The sequence below is a fragment of the Streptomyces sp. SAS_270 genome (assembly GCF_052543295.1).
The window spans coordinates 18,232-37,376 of record NZ_JBMNDS010000003.1 but is presented as its reverse complement, the minus strand read 5'-3'; the positions used below and the strand labels follow the sequence as shown (position 1 = coordinate 37,376).

At 67.9% G+C, this 19,145-nt stretch carries 14 protein-coding genes and 1 pseudogene; 10 read left to right on the top strand and 5 right to left on the bottom strand.

The features are described 5' to 3' along the window. Positions 1 to 113: 113 nt before the first annotated feature. Positions 114 to 395, top strand: coding sequence for a CoA-transferase (locus ACN6LB_RS02835; protein WP_445024396.1), 282 nt, complete (start codon positions 114 to 116; stop codon positions 393 to 395). 36 nt (positions 396 to 431) lie between these two features. Continuing rightward, on the top strand, positions 432 to 1,691 hold the full coding sequence (locus tag ACN6LB_RS02830; protein WP_445024395.1) for an FAD-dependent oxidoreductase: 1,260 nt from the start codon (positions 432 to 434) through the stop codon (positions 1,689 to 1,691). A gap of 400 nt (positions 1,692 to 2,091) precedes the next feature. On the opposite strand, the gene ACN6LB_RS02825 is transcribed toward ACN6LB_RS02830, so the two are convergent. After that, on the bottom strand, positions 2,092 to 2,715 hold the full coding sequence (locus ACN6LB_RS02825) for a TetR/AcrR family transcriptional regulator (RefSeq protein WP_445024394.1): 624 nt from the start codon (positions 2,713 to 2,715) through the stop codon (positions 2,092 to 2,094). Positions 2,716 to 3,422: 707 nt separating this feature from the next. Continuing rightward, positions 3,423 to 4,247 carry an SDR family oxidoreductase gene (locus tag ACN6LB_RS02820; protein WP_445024393.1) on the bottom strand — a complete coding sequence of 275 codons (825 nt, stop codon included), beginning with the start codon at positions 4,245 to 4,247 and terminating at the stop codon, positions 3,423 to 3,425. 207 nt (positions 4,248 to 4,454) lie between these two features. Between ACN6LB_RS02820 and ACN6LB_RS02815 the strand changes: the two are divergent. Then, positions 4,455 to 4,707: pseudogene (locus ACN6LB_RS02815) on the top strand (4-hydroxy-2-oxovalerate aldolase); the annotation flags it as partial. Between the two features lie 238 nt (positions 4,708 to 4,945). Here the strand turns inward: ACN6LB_RS02815 and ACN6LB_RS02810 are convergent. Continuing rightward, positions 4,946 to 5,953: a LacI family DNA-binding transcriptional regulator gene (locus tag ACN6LB_RS02810; protein WP_445024392.1), complete on the bottom strand. Its 1,008-nt coding sequence runs from the start codon at positions 5,951 to 5,953 to the stop codon at positions 4,946 to 4,948. A gap of 361 nt (positions 5,954 to 6,314) precedes the next feature. On the opposite strand from ACN6LB_RS02810, the gene ACN6LB_RS02805 reads away from it, so the two are divergent. The 3 genes from ACN6LB_RS02805 to ACN6LB_RS02795 all read left to right on the top strand — a co-directional run bounded on the left by ACN6LB_RS02805 (position 6,315) and on the right by ACN6LB_RS02795 (position 12,894). After that, positions 6,315 to 7,310, top strand: a complete 996-nt coding sequence (locus ACN6LB_RS02805) for a LacI family DNA-binding transcriptional regulator (RefSeq protein WP_445024391.1) — start codon at positions 6,315 to 6,317, stop codon at positions 7,308 to 7,310. Positions 7,311 to 7,577: 267 nt separating this feature from the next. Continuing rightward, positions 7,578 to 10,058 carry an RICIN domain-containing protein gene (locus tag ACN6LB_RS02800; protein ID WP_445024390.1) on the top strand — a complete coding sequence of 827 codons (2,481 nt, stop codon included), beginning with the start codon at positions 7,578 to 7,580 and terminating at the stop codon, positions 10,056 to 10,058. 583 nt (positions 10,059 to 10,641) lie between these two features. Next, positions 10,642 to 12,894, top strand: coding sequence for a right-handed parallel beta-helix repeat-containing protein (locus ACN6LB_RS02795; RefSeq protein ID WP_445024389.1), 2,253 nt, complete (start codon positions 10,642 to 10,644; stop codon positions 12,892 to 12,894). Between the two features lie 158 nt (positions 12,895 to 13,052). Here ACN6LB_RS02795 and ACN6LB_RS02790 read toward each other — a convergent pair whose 3' ends face one another. Beyond that, on the bottom strand, positions 13,053 to 13,697 hold the full coding sequence (locus ACN6LB_RS02790) for an SGNH/GDSL hydrolase family protein (RefSeq protein WP_445024388.1): 645 nt from the start codon (positions 13,695 to 13,697) through the stop codon (positions 13,053 to 13,055). Between the two features lie 129 nt (positions 13,698 to 13,826). Between ACN6LB_RS02790 and ACN6LB_RS02785 the strand changes: the two genes are divergently transcribed. After that, the gene (locus ACN6LB_RS02785) at positions 13,827 to 14,537 is read left to right on the top strand and encodes a cupin domain-containing protein (protein WP_445024387.1); all 711 of its coding nucleotides are present in this window, start codon (positions 13,827 to 13,829) and stop codon (positions 14,535 to 14,537) included. 136 nt (positions 14,538 to 14,673) lie between these two features. Here ACN6LB_RS02785 and ACN6LB_RS02780 read toward each other — a convergent pair whose 3' ends face one another. After that, positions 14,674 to 15,663 carry a LacI family DNA-binding transcriptional regulator gene (locus tag ACN6LB_RS02780; RefSeq protein WP_445024386.1) on the bottom strand — a complete coding sequence of 330 codons (990 nt, stop codon included), beginning with the start codon at positions 15,661 to 15,663 and terminating at the stop codon, positions 14,674 to 14,676. Positions 15,664 to 15,902: 239 nt separating this feature from the next. Here ACN6LB_RS02780 and ACN6LB_RS02775 point away from each other — a divergent pair, with 239 nt between their 5' ends. From ACN6LB_RS02775 to ACN6LB_RS02765, 3 genes are all read left to right on the top strand, one after another. After that, positions 15,903 to 16,814 carry a carbohydrate ABC transporter permease gene (locus tag ACN6LB_RS02775; RefSeq protein WP_445024556.1) on the top strand — a complete coding sequence of 304 codons (912 nt, stop codon included), beginning with the start codon at positions 15,903 to 15,905 and terminating at the stop codon, positions 16,812 to 16,814. Next, complete coding sequence (locus ACN6LB_RS02770; RefSeq protein WP_445024385.1) at positions 16,807 to 17,703, top strand: carbohydrate ABC transporter permease; 897 nt, start codon at positions 16,807 to 16,809, stop codon at positions 17,701 to 17,703. The genes ACN6LB_RS02775 and ACN6LB_RS02770 overlap by 8 nt, the downstream gene beginning before the upstream one ends. A gap of 102 nt (positions 17,704 to 17,805) precedes the next feature. Then, entirely contained in the window at positions 17,806 to 19,113 is a 1,308-nt protein-coding gene (locus ACN6LB_RS02765) for an ABC transporter substrate-binding protein (protein ID WP_445024384.1), read from the top strand. The last annotated feature ends 32 nt before the right edge of the window (positions 19,114 to 19,145 follow it).

Here is a 19,145-nt window from a genome sequence, read left to right as displayed (position 1 = left end):
TCAGCGGGGCCGCGCGGGCAGGGCACGGTCGAGGCGCCGGCCCGGGCGGGTGCGACTGTGACCGCCACCGATGCGACACAGGCACCCGGCCAAGTGGGTCATCCCCGAGGAAGATGATCAAGGGCATGGGCGGTGCCATGGACCTCTTCCACGGCGCCCGCCGCGTCATCGTCCTCATGCATCACACCGCCAAGGACGGCAGCCCCAAGATCCTCGACGAGTGCAACCTGCCCCTCACGGGCCAGGCCTGCGTCCACCGCGTCGTCACCGACCTGGGCGTCATCGACGTCACCGACAACGGCCTGGTCCTTGTCGAAACCGCCCCCGGCGTCGCCCACCACGACGTCACCGCCGCCACCGCCGCCACCGCCGCGAAACTGCACACCGCCGCTTGAGGCAGGTCAACGACGCCCAAGGCTGAGGAACCCACCATGAAGAAACTTCCCGCCAAACGCGGCCGCGTCGCCGTGATCGGTGCCGGACCCGGTGGCATGGCCGCCGCACTCTCCGTCCACCAGGCCGGCCACGAGGTCGTGCTGTTCGAGCGCTACCCGCACGCCAGACCCGCCGGCAACATCCTCAACCTGTGGCCGCCCCCCATCAAGGCACTCGGGCTGCTCGGAGTGAACACCGAGGACCTGGGTGCGCCCTGTACGTCCGAGTTCCGCAACGCCCGCGGCCGCCGCCGGGTCCGCGCGGCCCTTCCGGAGCAGGTTGTCCGCGACTACGGCGGCGGCTTCATCGGCCTGCTGCGCCCCGAGCTGTACGAGCGGCTGCTCGACGCGCTGCCCAAGGGAGTCCTGCGGGTCAACCACACGGTGGAGCGCGTCGAGCAGGACGAGAGCGGCGTTCGACTGCACCTCGCGGACGGACGAATCCACGAGGCGGACCTCGTGATCGGCGCGGACGGCATCGATTCCCTGGTCCGCCGCACTCTGTGGGGCGACAGCCCCAAGCGCGAGCACAACCTGCACATCTTCGGCGGCTACACCTTCGACGACAGCGTCGAGACCGAGCCCGGGATGTGCGTCCTCTCCCACACCCGCACCGTGCAGGGCAGCTGGACGGCCATCCGCGACAAGGGACGTGACGGCCACCAGTGGTGGCTACTCGAAGCGTTCGACGCGAGCCGGGAATTCACCGGGGACCTGCACTCGACCGCGACCAGCCTCGGCCAGGCCTTCGCCCGTCCGCTCCCCCAACTGATCGCCGCGACCGACCCCGCGCACGTTCAGCGCTGGGTGATCCGCGACCGCAAGCCGCTGAAGCAGTGGTCCAAGGGCCGCGCCACCCTCGTCGGCGACGCCGCTCATCCCACCTCCCCGTACGCCGGGTACGGCGCCGGTATGGCCACCGAGGACGGCTATTTCATCGGCCGCCGCCTGGCAGGGGTGGACCTGAGCGACTACGCCGCCGTCCGCCAGGCACTCGACGCCTTCGAGGCCACCCGCAAGCCGCACACCGCCCGGCAGTCCCAGCACGCCTACGTCCTCGGGCAGGTCTTCCATCACGCGCCGCGCGCTCTGCAACCGATCCGGGACGCGATCCTGGACCGCACCCCACTGATGCAGAAGGTGGTCGGTGACTCCACCCCCATATCGATCCTCACTCAGCTCGGTGAGATCGACCGGGCCGAGGCCCACTTCACCGCGCTCCTCGGCCTCGGCGAGACGCACGACACCGCTTCCTGACCACGTGGCTGGGGCCGCGCCCGCGCCTGGCGGGGCTGGCACTGTCCCAGAACAGCAGGCCGCCCGACGCACGCCCCGGCACAGAACGCCAAGCGTTCATCGGGCAGTCGAGAACAACCTCCCCTACGCTCCGCGACCGTCGGTCAACGCATCGCCGGGATCCGGTCGGAGGTGGCCGAGCACTGGGGTTCGCCACCGACAACTCGGCTACCGGCCGGGTCACGGGTACGCCGAGCACCACGGCGATCGAGAACAACGTGTCCACCATGGGATTTGCCCGCGCCCTGCTCCAGATTCGAGAGCGCCTGCTTCGCCAGCCTCGCCTGCCCGGCCAACTCCGCCAGGGACAAACCCCGTTGCCTACCCCCGTGGCTCCAGGAGGCAAGGGACCTTGGTGAAACTATTCCGTCAGCGTGCCCATCGCACGGTCGAGCAGTACGGCCAAGGGCACGGCGCCCCCACAGGCCACCCAGCCCGTCGCGGCCGCATCCAGACAGGCGAGCGCGGCCCCGGAAAGCGCGTTCGGCCCGACCTCCTCCGGCTGGTCGGCGCTGACGCCCAGCCGCCTGGCGATCTCCGACTCCAGCATCGCCTGCCAGCTCAGCTGCTTCTCGAAGTGCCGGGCGCGCAATGACGGAGTCTCCTGGAGCATGCGCAGATAGCTGAGTGTCTGCTCGGGCGCCTGCTCGTTCGCCTGCGTGAGGACGTCGAACGCCCTGCGCAGCGCCTCCCAGGGACCCTCGGTGTCAGGGCGGGCGGCGAGCGCCTCCGCGATCTGACCGCCGGTCTCCTCCAAGCCCTGCAGGACCATGTCTTCTTTGGTGCCGAAGTACCGGAACAGGCTGGCACGCGACAGCCCGACCTCACCGGCGATCTGGTCGACGGTCGTCCCGTCGAATCCCTGCTCGATGAAGAGCCGGAGCGCGACCTCGACGACTTCCTTCCGGACCGTCGCGCGCATACGCTCCCGCAGGCCGGGTGGTTTGGTTGCGGACTGGGCGGAGGTGCGGGCGGAGTCGGTCATGAGTAAAGAATACAACAGCGGATCAATCTGATACTGAGCATCAGAAACATGGGCTCCCGGCGGCCACACTGTCCACGCCGGCCGCTCAAGTCCCTCCCACGGAGCGCGTCAGCGAATGCGAGGTGAGGGTCCACTTGACCCGGAGGACCTGCCCGGCCGCACCCAGTGCGTCCTCAGGGACGGCAGCGCATACGACGAAACGCTGGGCCGCACGCAGGGAACGTGACGGTGAGCGCAGGCCCGCTGGGCGCTCCCGGCCGGGCGGACCGGCCGGCGCCGAGGTCGGCTGCGACTCCGGCACCTGCCCCGAAAAGTTGAACCCTCCCCGTACGCACGCACCCCCGTCATGCTTTCTGCGGTCCCACAAGGGCGCCGCTGCCCTCCGGGCCGGCATCACTCTCTGTCCCCCTGTCGAACGGATGACTCTGTACGCGGATGGGGTCGGGCCCGACTGGGGTTCCGGTCGGTGGTCCGGCGACTGGACGGCCACCGGTGACAGAAGGGGAGGATGACCGCCCCGCACCCGCCCGGCCCTTCCCGTCACCTCGCCGGGAAGGGCCTACAGTGCGCCGCGGGCCGCCCGGGACACTTCGGGAGCCGCGAGTGGCTCCCGACCACCGAGCCCGCCTTCATGTCTGCGGGCTGCCGCCCGAACCATCCACCTCGTCACGGATCGGCCCGCGGCGTCTCGCTGCCGCGCGGCGGCTTCAGGCCGCGGCACCCTCGGCCTCGGCGGAGACCGCCGCCCACTCCTCCCAGGTCTTCAGCCGCTCGGCGTAGACCTGGGGGACGAGGTGGAGGGGTGCGGTGCCGAAAAAGACACGCAGCGGAGGATTGTCGGCGTCGACGATCTTCAGCAGGGCGGGGCCGGTTGCGGCGGGGTCGCCGGACTTGACGTCGCCCCAGGCGGCGGCGACGGCGGCGCGCAGGTCGTCGTAGGCGGGCAACTGTTCGGCAAACGTGGCGGAGGAGCCGGCCCAGTCGGTTTCGAAGCCGCCGGGCTCGACGAGGGTGACGTTGATGCCGAATCCCGCGACCTCCTGGGCGAGGGCCTCGGTCAGGCCCTCCAGGGCCCACTTGGAGGCGTTGTAGCCGCCCAGGCTGGGGAAGGAGACGACGCCGCCGACCGTGGAGATCTGCACGATGTGGCCGCTGGCCTGGGCCCGCAGGAGGGGCAGGGCGGCCTGGGTGACCCACAGGGCGCCGTAGAAGTTGGTCTCCATCTGACCGCGGACGTGCTGTTCCGTCAGCTCCTCGACCGCGCCGAACAGGCCGTGTCCGGCGTTGTTGACGATCACGTCCAGGCGGCCGAAGTGCTCGTGCGCCTGCTTGACAGCCTTGAATGCGGCGGCCTTGTCGGTGACGTCCAGCTTCAGCGGCAGGACGGCCTCACCGTGGGCGGCCACCAGATCCGCCAGGGAGTCGGTGTCGCGGGCGGTGGCCGCGACCTTGTCACCACGCTCCAGGGCCGCCTGGACGAACTGACGACCGAAGCCACGCGAGGAACCGGTGACGAACCAGATCTTGCTCATAAGGACACTCCCGTTCGAAACGAACTTGCAATACGAGACTCTAGACTTCATCGATACTCAGTATCAAGTAGTTCCTCTGTAGATTCTTGAGCATGAGTAACTGCGCTTCGACACAGCTCCCAACCCAGCCATCGAGCCTGCGTGGCACATGCGAGCGATGTCTCAGGCGGAGGCGACCGAAGTAGCGATCCGGCTCTCGACCACCCGCTGCTGCCCTGCGTCGGCACCCTGCACGACCTGCAACGCGCTCACTCGCCGGGCATCCGCTCCGTGCGCGTGGCCACCCACTGGCCCGAGGCCGGCATCTCCGCCCAGCACATCGCCGCGGCCCGCGGGCTGGGCATGGATGTGGCGGGCTTCCTGATGATGTCCCACTGGCCGAACCGCCGAACTGGCCCGCCAGGCCAAGCTGATGGAGTCCTACGGCGCCCACTGCGTCCGCACCACTGGCCCCGTTGGCGGCTCGCTCCCGGCTATCACCGTGAGCCCGCTCCGGGCCTGGTCATGGTCCGCCGCCCGGCTCGGCTCGGCGTCTTGCCCTGATCTGAGCGGAGCTTCTCCCGAGGACGGCACCGCACTCATCGGCTACGGCGCGCTCGGCAGGCCGGAAGACCGTCGCCCGCCACGAGGGCGTCGGCCGGGCCGCGGAGCAGCTCAGGGCGGACAGTCGACGCTCACCACGCGATCAGCCGGGACGGTCATCGAGGGGGTGTGCTTGCCCGCAGAACGACGTTCGTGGCGACCGGTACGATCCGCGGGGCGTCATCGTCGGAGAGCGCGAGCTCCATCGCACGGAGCCCGACCTGCTGCAGAGGAACGTTCACGGACGTCAGCTCCGGGACGACGTCCACCGCCGGGCCGATGTCGTCGAAGCCGGCGACGGCGATGTCCCGGCCGGGGACAAGCCCGGCGTCGCGGAATGCGGTCATCACACCGATCGCCATGACGTCGCTGACCGCGAAGACGAGTTCCGTGCCGTCCAGTCCCTGCTGGAGGAGCTCCCGGGCCGCAGCACGCCCCCCTCGGCGACTGAACTCGGCTTCGACCACCAGCCGCTCGTCGACGTCGATGCCGAACTCGCGCAGGCCCTCCACGAAACCACTGCACCGGTCACGGGACGTCCTGAGGCCGGTCCCCGCCCGGACCACCGCGAGCCGCCGGTAGCCGAGCCCTACCAGCGCGCGGGCAAGCTGCCGCGCTCCACCGTAGTTGTCGATGCTGACGGTGTGGAACGGCAGGTCGTGCTGGCTGATCAGGACTACGCTGCCGCCCGCTTCCCGGTAGGCGTGGAGCTCCTCGACGAGTGCGTCACGGGCATCGGCGCCGTCGACGCGGCTGCCGGTCATGATGATGACGCGGGGGCGCATGCCGCGCAGCGTCCCGACGATCTGGAGTTCCCGTTCCGGGGAGCGGTCCGCAACCGCCATGGTCACGATGAGCCCGGCGGCCTCGGCTGCCTGCGTCACACCTGCCGCGATGGAGGAGAAGTACGGGTCGTCGACACCGCTGACGACCAGCGCGGCGATGTTCGTCGAACCCCGCGCGATCGCCTGGGCGGACAGGTGCGGTGCGTAGTCCAGTTCCGCGGCCGCGGTGAGCACACGGTCGACGTTCTCCTGCCGGACGTTGCGGACGCTGCCGTTGAGCACCCGCGACGCCGTCGCCTGTGAGACGCCCGCTGTCCGCGCCACATCATGCAGGGTCACCTGGCGCCCCTCGGATACGGCCTCCCCGCGACGCCGTACAGGCGCTGCCGCTCCATCTTCCATGCCGCACATTGTGCACCGAGCCGCCGAGCGCCTGGAAGTCGCGGGATCACTACCGACGGTCACTCCGTAGGCCGGTGCGCTTACTGCGCCGCACATGCCTTGCGGAATCCAACCGGGCCGACGCGACCACCTTCCAGCCGGGCGACCGTATCCCGAGTCGGTCACCGGCACGTCCGTTCACACCTCCGCGGCCTGGCCGGGGATATCCTCGGGTAGCGTCGACGGCGGCTCGTTTTCGTGGTGCGGGAGGGACGGCGCGATGCCTCATTCAGCCAGGCCGACCGTCACCCTGCGTGACGTGGCGGCGGCCGCCGGTGTGTCGGTTTCGACCGCGTCGCGAGTGCTGGGCGGCAGTTCCCGGACGGTCGCGGAGGAATACAGGCAGCGGGTCGTCTCCGCCGCGGCCACGTTGCGCTACACCGCGGACGCCGCAGCCCGGGCGATGCGGCGCGCGAACGACTCGATCGCGGTCGTCGGCGACGATCTAACGACCCCGTCGATGGGAATGGTCGCCGCGGCGATGGAACGGCGAGCGCGCGACGCAGGTGCGTTCGTGACCGTCTCGTCGACCCACGGCACAGCCGAGCGGCAGCTCGAAACCGTCCGGTTGCAGCGTGCTCTGCGGCCGCGTGCGCTCATTCTGACCTCGAGCCGCCTCGACACGAAGGCCCTCGGCGGGCGCCTGCTCGACGAGCTGCTCGGCTACGAACGCGAGGGCGGCCGGGTAGTGATCGTCGGTGACACCGACATGCCGTTCGACTCCATCAGCTTCGACAATCACGGCCCTGCGCAGGAATTGGCCGGCTACGTGGCCGGGGCGGGGCACCGGCACGTGACGATCCTCGCCGGCGTACGCGGCAAGGGGAACGTCTCGGCCCGTACCGCGGGCTTCATGGCCGGTCTCCGCGGCGGCGGCGTCGAGGAGCGGCACATCCGGATCTCGCACTGCCCGGTGAACCGCCAAGGAGGGTTCGACGCGGCGCGGCGGCTGGTCGCCGAGGGGCTGGAGCCGCCCCACGCGGTCCTCGCAGCCAACGACACCATCGCCATCGGCGCGATGTCCGCCTTCCGTACTGCGGGGGTGGCGGTGCCGGACGAAGTCTCGGTGACCGGTTTCGACGACATCGAGCTCGCGATCGACGTGACACCGCGGTTGACGACCGTGTCATTGCCGCTGGCGCAGGCAGGTGCCGAGGCGGTCCGCCTCGCGCTCGCGGACCGTACGGAAGCAGAGCATCTGATGATGCGCGGGCAGGTCGTGGTGCGCGACAGCACGGCGATCCGCGTCGTCTGAACCGGCCCTGAGCCGATCACTCCCGCCGACGTGCACAGCGCCTTCGGGCGACCAGAACCTGCCACATCAAAGCCGCACTTTTTACCCCCCGACCGATGCTTGACGCCTTCGATCACGGACAGGCACACTGCGCGGAATACGATTTCCCACTGAGGAAAGACTCCTCCACCGGGCGGGCCCCGCCTCTGCGATCCACGCGCCGGCCCCCGCACCGAGTCTCCGTACAACCCACACCCACACCCGCACTCCCTCCCAGGAGGACCTCCCGTGCACAACGCCACAGGGCTGCCTGACAGACACATCAGACGGTTGGCGGCCTTCGCCGCCCTGCTCATGGGACTGGCCCTGCTGACCGGCCGAGCGCTGTCGCCCGCGTACGCCGCCACCAACACGGCGATCACCGTCGACGGCACCAGCGCAGGACGCACCTTCGACGGCGTCGGCGCGATCAGCGGAGGCGGCGGCAACACCCGCCTCCTGGTCGATTACCCGGCCACCCAGCGCAACCAGATCCTGGACTACCTGTTCAAGCCTGGCTACGGCGCATCCCTGCAGATCCTCAAGGTCGAGATCGGCGGCGACACCAACTCCACCGACGGCTCCGAGGCCAGCTTCGAGCACGCGAAGGGCGACATCGACTGCGACGCCGGCTACGAGTGGTGGGTGATGGAGCAGGCCAAGGCCCGCAACCCCGGCATCAAGCTCTTCGCCCTGGCCTGGGGCGCACCCGGCTGGATAGGGAACGGCAACTTCTACTCGACGGACGGGATCAACTACCTGATCGACTGGATGGGCTGCGCCAAGCAGCACGGCCTGAGCATCGACTACCTCGGCGGCCAGAACGAGAAGACGTACAGCGCCTCCTTCTACGAGAACCTGAAGTCGGCCCTGGCCGCGAACGGCTACACCTCGACCAAGCTGGTCGGCAGCGATGAGACCAACTGGAACATCGCCACCGCCATGAAGACCGACAGCGCCCTGAACAACGCCGTGGACATCGTCGGCGCGCACTATCCCTGCACGTACGCGTCCGCGATGACCACCTGCTCCTCCTCCCCCGACGCCCAGTCGCTGGGCAAGCAGCTCTGGGCCAGCGAGAACGGCTCGGAGAACGCCGAGACCGGGGCGGCCCCGGTCGCCCGTGCCATCAACCGCGGCTACCTCGACGCCAAGATGAGCGCGTACATCAACTGGCCCATGCTGGCCGCCGACTACCAGAACCTCTACTTCCACGACCAGGGCCTGGTCACCGCGAACCAGCCGTGGTCCGGCGCCTACAGCGTCTCCCGCACCGCCTGGTCCATCGCCCAGACCACGCAGTTCACCTCACCCGGCTGGAAGTACCTCGACAGCGCCTCCGGCTACCTCGGCGGCGACCGCGCCAACGGCAGCTACGTCAGCTACACCGCGCCCGACAAGAGCGCCTGGAGCACCGTCTTCGAGACCATGGACGCCACCGCGTCCCAGACGGTCACCCTCGACATCGCCGGCGGCCTGCCCGGCGGCAGCCTGCACGTGTGGTCCACCGACCTGTCACAGCCCGGGGGCGCCACCCCGCACATGGTGCAGAACAGTGACCTGACCGCCGACAACGGCACGTACACCCTCACCCTGGACCCCGGTCACGTCTACACCGTGACCACCACCACCGGCCAGGCTGCCGGAACGGCCACCTCGCCCGCGCGCAACCGGCTCGTCATGCCCTACTCGGACTCCTTCGCCGGCTACAGCACCGGGCAGGAGGCGAAGTACTTCGCCTCCATGAACGGCGCGTTCCAGGCCGCCCCCTGCACCGGGGGCCGCACCGGCCAGTGCCTGCGACAGACCGCACCCCAGAAGTCGATCGTCTGGTGGTACCCGGCCACGAACGCCCTCCAGCCCTACACCCTCATGGGCGACATCGGCTGGAGCAACTACACGGTCAGCTCCGACGTACTGCTGGAGAAGAGCGGCAGCTCCGCAGAGCTGCTCGGCCGGGTCGGCACCCAGACGAAGTTCAGCGCCGGGGGGATGAACGCCTACCACCTGCGCCTGTCCGACACCGGATCCTGGTCGCTGCTCAAGACCGACACCGCCGGCAACAAAGCATGGAACTGGACCACCCTTGCCGGCGGTACCGTCACCGCTCCCGGCACGGGCACCTGGCACAACCTGTCGCTGTCCTTCCAGGCCAGCACGATCATCGCCAAGATCGACGGAAACACCGTCGGCACGGTCACCGACGCGAGCTACGGTGCGGGCCTGGCCGGCCTGGGCGCGACCGGCTACTACCCCGTCGAGTACTCCAACTTCTCCGTCACCCACGAGCCGGTCAGCGACCTGTCCGGCACCTACAAGATCATCAGCGCCGGCACCGGCAAGGTGCTCACCGCCTACAACGGTGGGATCAGCGACGGCACGCCCGTCGTTCAGAAGACCGACGCGAACAGCGGCAGCCAGCAGTGGAAACTGGCCTACGCCAGCGGCGGCTACCTCACCATCACGGGTGTCACCAGCGGCAAGTCCCTCGACATCAACGCGGCTTCCACCTGGCCCGGCACCCAGTTGCAGCTCAAGACCCCCAGCGGGAGCGTCAGCCAGCAGTGGCTGATCGCCCCTGGCGACAGCGGCGGCTACACCATCGAGTCCCGGTCGAACGGGTACAAGGTGGACGTGTACAAGGGTGGGACCACCGACAACACCCCCATCGACCAGTGGTACACCAACGGCGGGAGCAACCAGCGCTGGAAGCTGGTCAAGGTGGCATGACCGACTGAGCAACCGAGCCCTTGGGTGGGGCAGGCCCGACCCCCGGCCTGGCCCACCCGTGCGCCGGGGGCCATGAGATCCGTCTGCGCTGCTGGGCCCCCGCCGGGCAACGGGTTGAGCAGCCAGTGACAAGCGCCTTGCCGAAGCAGCCGGGCTGCCGCACGGCTCGCTGCCACATGGCGCCGTCGGCTTTCCGGCAGCGCCTCCGCAACGCTGACGTTCATCTGCTTGAAACCTTGACGCACTCGAGCACCGCTGGGCACACTGCGCGGAATACGTTTTCCCGACGCGCCCCGAGGGGCAGGCATGACGTTCTCGAAGGCCCGCTGCACATCCGGGAGGGCACTGTCACACCGGAAGCACGACTCTTGGAACCGCCACCGAGCTCAGCCCCCGATGGGGCGTGTCCGGCCGGACCAGTGCCCGTGTCGTCGCGCAGCCGTTGGTGCGTCCACCGTACGGTCCCGAGGCGCCGGCGCCCCGAGTCGTTACGCGACGTCTCGGCTGGAGGCGTCACGACAGGAGCCGGTACCTCACCACCACGGACGACAAGAAGAGGACAATGACCGTAAACCGAAGACTTGTGTCACGAGCGACAGCCGCCGCACTGTGTGCGCTGGCCGTCGTGCTCGCGTCGATCGTGCTCATCCCCGCGCAGCGGGCCTTCGCCGCGGGCACCACGTACTTCGTGAGCACGAGCGGCAGCGACAGCAACGCCGGAACCAGCAGCAGCGCGCCCTGGCGCTCGCTGAGCAAGGTGAACACAACGACGTTCCAGCCCGGCGACACCATTCGCCTCGAGGCCGGTGACAGCTGGACCGGGCAACTCTGGCCGAAGGGGTCCGGCGCTGACGGCTCTCCGATCACCATCGACAGCTACGGAACGGGCGCCAAGCCGAAGATCGCCGGCCAGGGCGCAGTCGGCGACGCGGTGCGGCTGAACAACCAGCAGTACTGGGAGATCCGCAACCTCGACGTGTCGAACGCGGTACCCACGGGGACGACCGACGGTTCGAAACTCGGCGACTTCCGCGGCATCGGCGTGCACGGTGACAACGGCCAGACCCTGCACCACTTCGTGATCGACTCGGTGGACGTGCACGACGTCACCGGCGAGGTCAAGTGGGTCGGCGGCAGCACCGCCGACAACAAGCCGGGCATCACCTTCCAGCAGGGCTGGGACCGCTCGAAGGACACCGGCGGCATCGCCTTCCTCACCGGCGTCCAGGACATCACCGCGCCCGGTGCCCCCACGGTCCTCGACGGCATCACCGTGGAGAACTCCACCATCAAGAACACCTCGTTCAGCGGGATCGTCACGAAGCAGTACGCCGGTGACGCGCCAGGTGCCGTCTTCACCGGCTGGGGCAAACGCGCCACGGCCAGTGACCCCAAGTACACCCCGTACACCAACGTCACGTTCCGCGGGAACTACATCACGCAGGCGAACACCCCCTACGGCTGCAACGGCATCTACCTCACCGGAACCCGGGGCGGACTCGTCGAAGGCAACGTGATCGACCGGGTCGGCGTCTCCGGCGTCGAGACCAACATGGCCGACAGCGTCACTGTCCAGCACAACGAGATCATGGGCACCCACCTCTCGTCGGGCGGTGCCGACCAGAACGCCCTGGATCCCGACATCGGCACCACCAACCAGGTGTTCCAGTACAACTACCTCCACGACAACGGCGACGGCATCCTGCTCTGCGCGTGCAACTCCAGCGTCCAGTTCGGCAGCGTGGTGCTCCGCTACAACGTCATCACCGGCAGCACGCGATGGAACCTCCACTTGTCGCAGACGGGCGGGACGGTGGCGAACATCTACAACAACACCTTCGCCAACACCAGTTCGACGAACATGGTGACCGGCGGCGTCTCCGGCAAGGCGACGCTGACCAACAACCTGTTCGTCTCCGGGCAGTCCGCGCCCACGTTCGTACAAAAGTCGACCATCATCTATAACAACAACGGTTACTCGGACAACCTGACGACCGTGCCCACGTCCGACGCGCACGCCGTCGTCGGCGCTCCGCAGTTCGTGAATGCCTCCTTCACGGGACCCTACGGCGACGAGAATGGCCCGAGACTCGGCACGGCGGCGAACTTCGCGCTCCAGTCGGGATCGGTGTTCGTCGACGCCGGAGCCACGGTCACCGGCAACGGAGGCCTCGACAACGCCGGGTCTCCTGTGCCGATCGGGAACGGTCCGGAGATCGGTGCCCTCGAACGCGGCGCGCCCGACATCGCGTTCACGGACACCTTCGACGGCCTGGCCACGGGCACGCTCGCCAACGGGACCAACGGATGGCGAGTCATCTCGACCAACAACGACGTCTCCGTGGTGGAGACGCCGTCCGCCACCGACAAGAGCGTCCGGCTCACCCGCACCATCGAAGGCGGCGGCACCGACGGGACCAACCTCGCCCGGCTCTTCAGCACCCCGCTGCAGGGCGTGGTGACCATCGACACGCAGGTGATGCGCAACGACACGCAGGCCGGCTGGTTCGGACTGCCCTACGTGTACAACGCCAGCGGCGCCCCAGCCGTCAGCGTCGCCTTCGCCCGCGGCCAGATCCACGCGTACGAGGGAACCACGGACACCGTGATCGGTACTTACACCAATGGCAAGTGGTACCGGGTCACGCTCACCGTGGACACCGTGAACCAGCGGTTCGACCTGGACATCGACGGCCACCGCATGGTGACCGATGCCGCGTTCCGCACCTCGATGCCGGGGATCGCGAAGGTCGCGTGGTATTCGAACGGGGGTGAGCGCGGGGTGGTCCACGTGGACGACGCCCGGATCTCACGCGGCACCGGGTTCGGCCAGTGACAGCCAGGTCCAGCTGGTGGCGCGAGCATTGCGGCTAATCTACGGATACGGTAAGCGCTTCCAGTGCCGACAGGATGTTCACCTCAAGCTGACGTCGAGAAAATGAGCAATCGGATCTGCCTTCCTATATCGGCCAGGCAGATCCGATTGCTGACTGATCAACGTGATGAAATCCGTTGCAGCGTGGCGCTCAGCACCGGCACATAGAAAGTGGTGATACCCGCCTCATTGGGATGTGTTCCCGATCCCTCGGTGCCAGGGAAACCGTTGACCAGGTCGTCGAACGTGTATTTCGCACGCTGGGTGTCATCACGCGTGTCGAACGTGGTCTCTCCGAAGACGTCGGCAACGGCGACATCCCACTTGCGGCAGGCCTCCAGGGTCGCCTCGCGCAGCGCCACCTGAGTGTCCCAGTCCCGCGAACCGAGCTTGTGGGCGGCGACGTACACGATGCGGGCGGTCGGCCACTTCCGCTCCATGGCGTGCAGCGTCTTCTCCAACTCTTCGGCGTAGGTGCCGACCGTGTACGCGCGGTCCCGGAAAATGGACTGCGCGTCGTTGGTGCCTCCGTCGAAGACGACGAAGTCCGGCGCGATGTCGGTCACTTGCTCGACCTGCGTGAGTATCTGCCCTCCGGAAGCATGCGGGTCGGCGCCTATGGTCGCGCCGTTCCGGGCGAACTTGGCGAGGGCCATACCCTCGCGCTCCGCAACTACGTCCACGAAACTGTGCGGATACACATGTCCGTACACAATGCTGTCGCCGAAGGCATAGACGCTCTTACCTACCAAGCCATTGTTCACATCGTCCTCCTTGCGGCTTCGCTATTGGGGTCTGATTTTAGGCAGAACATTGACCGCTTGGGCGACCGGCACGTAAATTAAGAGAGATAGAAAGCGCTTACTTAATGGAACTGGAGTGTTGACACACACATGAACACAACCAACACCGGATTGCCCGGGGGCGTCGCCATCTCGCATCTGTCGGTGTACGACTGGCCTGCCGCCGACGGGGCGTGCGGCGGCACGCCTCACATGCACCTGGCGTGTTCAGAGGCTTACGTCGTCACCGGCGGACGCGGGGCCGTGCAGACGCTGACGTCTTCCGGGTACGAGGTCACTCCGCTCCAGGCCGGCACGGTCGCCTGGTTCACGCCGGGCACCATCCACCGGCTGGTCAACGAGGGCGATCTGCGGATCACCGTTCTGATGCAGAACAGCGGACTGCCGGAGGCGGGGGACGCGGTCCTCACGCTGCCCCCGGAGTACCTGACCAATCCGGAGACGTACGCCCGCGCCACCGCCATCCCGGCCGACGCGCCCGCGGAGGAGCAGGAGCGCGTCGCCCGGGCCCGGCGGGACCTCGCTCTGGAGGGCTACCGAGCACTTCGGGAGGCCGACGGGCCACAGGCCCTGGCCGCGTTCCACCGTGCCGCCGCCGCGCTCGTACGGCCCCGCATCGCCGAGTGGCGCGAGCGGTGGCGACACGGTGCCGAGGCCTCCGCCGCGGCCACCGGGGTGCAGCTCGACTGGCTGGAGCGGGGGGATTCCCCTCACCTCGCAGATGCCGCCGTGAGGTCTGAACAGCCCGCTGCCCGTGGGAAGTTCGGGATGTGCGGCCGGCTTGACGTCTACGCGAACTGAGGGCGATGCGCACCTGAGGACGCGCGGCGTGCGCGGCCGGTTCGGCCCGCACCCACGGCCGGGCCGGATGGGCGGTGCAGGCGCAGGGGACGGACCCGGTCCGCCTGCTCCGCGCCCACCCCGGCAGCGGCGCTGATCACCGCCTGCGGCTGAGACGCCCTGCCGCAGGCGGCTCGGCCGTCGACTCCCGCCAGACGATCCGGAACAAGGAGCCCTCAGCCGTCTCGGGCGCGCTGTCCCTCAGACCCGCGATCAGCTTGGCCATGGCCGTACTGCCCAGTTGTTCGAGCTCCACGTCGACGGTGGTCAGTGACGGGGTCATGAACTGCCCGACCCCGGCGTTGTCCCAACCGGTCACGCTGAGGTCTCCGGGCACGTCCCAGCCGCGCTCCCGGGCGCCCCGGACGACGCCGGCTGCGACGAGGTCGTTGGCCGCGATCACCGCGGTCGGCCGAGCATGGCTCGGGAGCGACCGTATCGCCTCGATGCCGGACTCTCCCGACCAGTCTCCGTCGAAGACCCCGACGGACTCGACCCCGAGGCGTTCGACGGTCTCCAGATAGCTCTGCTTGCGCGCCCTCGCGGAGGCGAACTGCGCGTCGCCCGCCACATGGAGGAACCGGGAGTGACCGAGCGCCGCCAAGTGCTCGATCATCCGCACCAGGGGCGTGGCGTCGGCCAGCTGCCCGATGCCGCGCATCTCGTCGTCGAAGTCGGCCGAGATCACCACGGCCGTCCTCTGGTGCAGTTTGCTCTCCACGGCGGGAAGCACGGGGGCGAGGGAGAGGATGCCCTCGTACTGTCCCGAATCGGCGAGCTCCAGCAGGCGGTCGCTCCTCGCGCGTACGCCGCCCCCGGCACTCACGACATCCACGAAAAACCCTGCGTCCTGCGCCGTCGCGCCGGCACCCGCCAGCATGCGTGAGGGGTTGAAGGCCATGGCAGGCATGAGGATGGCCAGTCGGCCGGTCTTCCGCGTGCGCATCGACCGCGCCACCAGGTTGGGACGGTAGTCCAGTTCCCGTATGGCCTTCTCCACGCGTTCCAGGGTCGCCGGCTTCAGCCCCCCGTTGAACCGCAGGTACCGCGACACCGTCTGAGGTGACACATCGGCGAGCCGCGCCACATCGGTGATCGTAGGCCGTCGTCGCGCCGTGTCAGCGCCATCCATCCGCTTCCCCCACCCTTCCGCCAACGTTCGGTGAAGTCAGAGACTACACACTCTTGACGTAAAAAGTGATCGTTCACTATTGTCCTCGCAACCCACAAAGTGAACGATCACTTTTCGGGTGACGCGTGGCCCGGGACGGGCCCGCACCACTGTGTACCGATGCCGCCGCTCAAGGGAGCAGTGCCGTGAGCTCCATCAACGAACTACGCCGGCTGCGCGGGTCCCAAAAGGGCGCGCGCCAGCAGAACAAGGCGGCGTTCTTCTTCCTACTGCCATGGTTCGTCGGGCTCTTCGGGATCACTCTCGGCCCGATGCTGGCCTCGCTCTACCTCAGCTTCACCAAGTACAACCTGTTGCAGCCGCCGCAGTTCAACGGAGTCGAGAACTGGACGCGCATGCTCGATGACGAGCGTCTGCACAAGTCGCTCGAAGTGACGTTCAGCTACGTCCTCGTCTCCGTCCCGCTGCAGCTGGCGATGGCCCTCGGGCTCGCCCTGGTGCTGGACAAGGGAGTGCGTGGCCTCGCCTTCTACCGCTCCGTCTTCTACCTGCCGTCACTGATCGGCGGCAGCGTGGCGATCGCCGTGCTGTGGCGCGCGATGTTCGGGACCAACGGCCTGGTCAACGAGGCCCTGGCCCTCGTCGATGTCCAGGGGCAGGGCTGGATCTCGGAGCCGGGAACGGCGCTGTCGACCCTCGTCGTCCTGAACGTCTGGACCTTCGGCTCACCCATGGTGATCTTCCTCGCCGGGCTGCGGCAGATTCCGACGTCCCTCTACGAGGCGGCCTCCGTCGACGGCGCGAAGCGCTGGCGCCAGTTCCGCAGCATCACCATTCCGCTGCTGACACCCATCATCTTCTTCAACCTGGTGCTGCAGATCATCCACGCCTTCCAGACCTTCACCCAGGCCTTCGTGGTCTCCGGCGGTACCGGAGGGCCCGCCGACTCCACCCTCTTCTTCTCGCTGTACCTGTACCAGCGCGGGTTCGGCCACTTCGACATGGGGTATGCGTCCGCGCTCGCGTGGGTCCTGCTCCTCATCGTCGCGGCCTTCACCGCCGTCAACTTCTGGGCCTCAAAGTACTGGGTGTTCTACGATGACTGACCGCACCGAAACCGTACCCCGCTCGCTGCCCGCCCCCCGCCCTCACGCGATACGCCGGGTCAGACGCGCCGTGCGCGCCCCTCTCAAGCACTGCCTGTTGGCCCTCTGCGCCCTCACGATGCTGTACCCCGTCCTGTGGATGGTGGTCAGCTCGCTGCGTCCCAACAGTCAGATCTTCCGCAGTGCGGGACTCGCCCTGACGCACCCGCGCTTCGAGAACTACAGCAACGGCTGGAACGCCTTCTCCCAACCGTTCAGTCACTACATGATCAATTCGGCGATCGTCGTCACCGGCGCGATCCTCGGGAACCTCCTCGCCTGCTCCCTGGCCGCGTACGCGTTCGCCAGACTGGAATTCCGGGCGAAGCGCGTGCTGTTCGCCATCATGCTCGTCACCATCATGCTGCCGATCCACGTGATCATCGTGCCGCAGTACGTCTTGTTCTCGGAGCTCGGCTGGGTCAACACGTTCCTGCCCCTGATCGTGCCGAAGTTCCTGGCCACCGACGCCTTCTTCATCTTCCTCATGGTGCAGTTCATCCGTGGCATCCCGCGCGAGATCGACGAGGCGGCGCGGATCGACGGCGCCGGGCACGCGCGGATCTTCTTCCACGTCATCCTGCCGCTGATGGTCCCGGCCCTGGCGACCACCGCGATCTTCACCTTCATCTGGACCTGGAACGACTTCTACACCCAGCTCATTTACCTGACAGACCCGGACATGTACACCACGCCTCTCGCGCTGCGCACCTTCGTGGACCAGCAGAGCGCGACGGACTGGGGCTCGGTGTTCGCCATGAGTGTCGTGTCGCTCGTTCCCGTCTTCCTCGTCTTCCTCGCCGGGCAGCGCTTCCTGCTGCGAGGCATCGCGACCACCGGCGGCAAGTAACCGCGGGGGCTACTGCCGGACACGCGGAGGCGACCGAGTCATGGCCGTTCGGGAGCACCGCAGCCACCGATCCGACCCACTTATCAGCCACAGGAGAACCACATGAACCCCAGCCCCTTCAGACGCGTCGCGATCGGGGCGGTCGCCTCACTCTCGCTCGTGCTGACCGCTTGCAGCGGCAGCAGCAGCACCGGATCCGCTCCAAAGCTCGGCGACAAGCCGGTCACCATCCGCGCCACCTGGTGGGGTGCGGACGCCCGCGCCCAGCTCACCGACGAGGTCATCAAGGCGTTCGAGAAGAAGTACCCCAACATCACGGTCAAGGGCCAGTACAAGGACTGGAACGGCTACTGGGACGCGCTCGCCACGACGACCGCGGCCAAGGACTCCCCCGACGTCGTCCAGATGGACGAGCTGTATCTCGCCTCGTACGCCGACCGCGGAGCGCTGTACGACCTCGGCAAGGCCAAGAAGATCCTCAGCACCTCGCAGTTCGACGACCAGGCCCTGGCCACCGGACAGATCGACGGAACGCAGTACGCGCTTCCCGTCGGCGTCGGCGTCATGTCCATCCTCGTGAACACCGACCTGTTCAAGAAGTACGGCGTGAAGGTTCCCGACGACAAGACCTGGACATGGGACGACTACGCCAAGATCGCCAAGGAGCTGACGGACAAGAGCGGCGGCAAGATCCACGGTACGGCCGGCGCGCCCGGCTTCTCCGCCGGCGACGTCAAGTACTGGGCTCGTCAGCACGGTGAGAACCTCTTCGACAAGGACGGCAACGTCTCACTGAAGCCCGAGACGCTCGCCGGCATGTGGAAGTACGGCCTGAACCTGCTCTCATCCGGGGCCAGCGTCAATACGCCGACGATGGTCGAGGACCTGACCGCCGGTGTGACCGCGGGCAGCTTCGCCACCGGCAAGGCGGCCATGATGGGGGCGTATAACACCCAGATCACCGCAATCCAGCAGGCCGCGGGCGCCCATGTGCAACTGCTGCAGATGCCTCGTGTCGGAAGCACCAAGGCGAACTTCTTCAAGCCCTCCATGTACTGGGCGGTCTCGAGCCAGAGCGCGCACCCGGCCGAGGCGGCCGCGTTCATCAACTTCATGCTCAACGACCCCAAAGCCGCCGACATCCTCAAGACGGAGCGCGGAATCCCCGCCAACAAGGAGATGCTGAAGCACCTCCAGCCGACTCTGGCCGGGACCGACAAGGCGGCAGCCGACTACATGAACGCCGTGACCCCGGGTGAGTCGCCGGTCGTGACCCCCAACGGCGGAAGCGGAATCGAGCCGGAGCTGCAGCGCTACAGCCAGGAGGTCTACTTCAAGAAGACCTCGCCCGAAGCCGCCGCGAAGGCCTTCATCAAGGAGCTCCAGGGCGAGATCGACGCGGCCAAGTGACCTCCTTCCGGGGGCCGTCGCCGCTGCCCACG

Excerpts from the sequence above, each read along its gene's own strand:
- ACN6LB_RS02785 (WP_445024387.1), top strand. The coding sequence starts at position 13,827 with ATGAACACAACCAACACCGGATTGCCCGGGGGCGTCGCCATCTCGCAT.
- ACN6LB_RS02820 (WP_445024393.1), bottom strand. The coding sequence starts at position 4,247 with ATGAGCAAGATCTGGTTCGTCACCGGTTCCTCGCGTGGCTTCGGTCGT.
- ACN6LB_RS02770 (WP_445024385.1), top strand. The coding sequence starts at position 16,807 with ATGACTGACCGCACCGAAACCGTACCCCGCTCGCTGCCCGCCCCCCGC.
- ACN6LB_RS02835 (WP_445024396.1), top strand. The coding sequence starts at position 114 with ATGATCAAGGGCATGGGCGGTGCCATGGACCTCTTCCACGGCGCCCGC.
- ACN6LB_RS02825 (WP_445024394.1), bottom strand. The coding sequence starts at position 2,715 with ATGACCGACTCCGCCCGCACCTCCGCCCAGTCCGCAACCAAACCACCC.
- ACN6LB_RS02765 (WP_445024384.1), top strand. The coding sequence starts at position 17,806 with ATGAACCCCAGCCCCTTCAGACGCGTCGCGATCGGGGCGGTCGCCTCA.
- ACN6LB_RS02830 (WP_445024395.1), top strand. The coding sequence starts at position 432 with ATGAAGAAACTTCCCGCCAAACGCGGCCGCGTCGCCGTGATCGGTGCC.